The sequence below is a fragment of the Spirillospora sp. NPDC049652 genome, assembly GCF_040675125.1.
Classification (GTDB): domain Bacteria; phylum Actinomycetota; class Actinomycetes; order Streptosporangiales; family Streptosporangiaceae; genus Spirillospora.
Genome location: NZ_JBFAOF010001504.1, coordinates 1 through 1,204 on the forward strand (window position 1 = coordinate 1; position 1,204 = coordinate 1,204).

The window sequence follows — 1,204 nt, forward strand, 5'->3', positions numbered from 1 at the left end:
TCCGCCTGCTGCGGCAGAAGCGCTACCACGGCATGGACGTGGTGGCGGTGTGCCTGCCCCCGGACGACACCGGCGGGCCCGTCCGCAAGGTCCCGGTCGGCGGTGACTTCAGCCAGGTCGCGCAGGTGGTGGAGCGGATCGGCGCCGACTCGGTCGCCGTCCTCGCCTGTCCGGAGATGGACGGCGTCGCGCTGCGCCGGCTGGCCTGGCAGATCGAGCGCGACGACGTCGAGCTCGCCGTCGCGCCCGCGCTGATGGACGTGGCGGGCCCGCGCATCTCGATCCGCCCGGTCTCGGGGCTGCCGCTGCTGCACGTGGAGCACCCCGAGCTGGACGGCGTCCGCAAGGCGCTCAAGAACCTGCTCGACCGGGTCGGCGCGGGGCTGGCGCTGCTGCTGCTGAGCCCGCTGCTGCTGGCCGTCGCGGTGGCGGTCAAGGCGACCGACGGCGGCCCGGTGCTGTTCCGGCAGGTCCGGGTGGGCCGGGGCGGGCGCACGTTCACCGTGCTGAAGTTCCGCACGATGGTGGAGGACGCCGAGCGCCGCAAGGCCGAGCTGGTGGACGAGAACGAGCACGACGGCGTGCTGTTCAAGATGCGCTCGGACCCGCGGGTCACCTCGGTGGGACGGCTGCTGCGGCGCTACTCGCTGGACGAGCTGCCCCAGCTCATCAACGTGCTGCGCGGGGAGATGTCGCTGGTCGGCCCGCGTCCGCCGCTGCCCGACGAGGTCGCCCGGTACGGCGGCGACGTGTACCGGCGGCTGGTGGTCCGGCCGGGGCTGACGGGGCTCTGGCAGGTGAGCGGGCGGTCCGACCTGAGCTGGGAGGAGTCGGTCCGGCTCGACCTGCGGTACGTGGACAACTGGTCGCTGGCGATGGACCTGCAGATCATGTGGAAGACCTGGTCGGCGGTCTTCCGCGGCTCCGGCGCCTACTGAGCGGCGCCGCTCGGCCGGGTGCCGGTGCCGGGTGCCGGTGTCCGAGTGTCCGCCGGGACCCGGTGTGGGGCCGCCGCCGGGGGCCGTGAGAGGATTCCTCACCCAACTGATCGACTGAGTCGGGAATGGCGGCGACGGATGACGGACCACGCACTGGCGGCCGAGCTGGCGACGGAGGCGGATGCTCCGATGCTCCGTGGAGGGTCCGGGCCCTGTCGTCGTACGAGCGGCGGCTTCGCGGCTACGCCCGGCGCGGTACCGCGGTC

General features: G+C 73.6%; 1 protein-coding gene. It reads left to right on the forward strand.

The window, feature by feature from the left end:
* A partial coding sequence (locus tag AB0J52_RS41475) for a sugar transferase (RefSeq protein WP_500188764.1) occupies positions 1 to 938 on the forward strand: 938 nt, incomplete at its 5' end.
* Between the last annotated feature and the right edge of the window lie 266 nt (positions 939 to 1,204).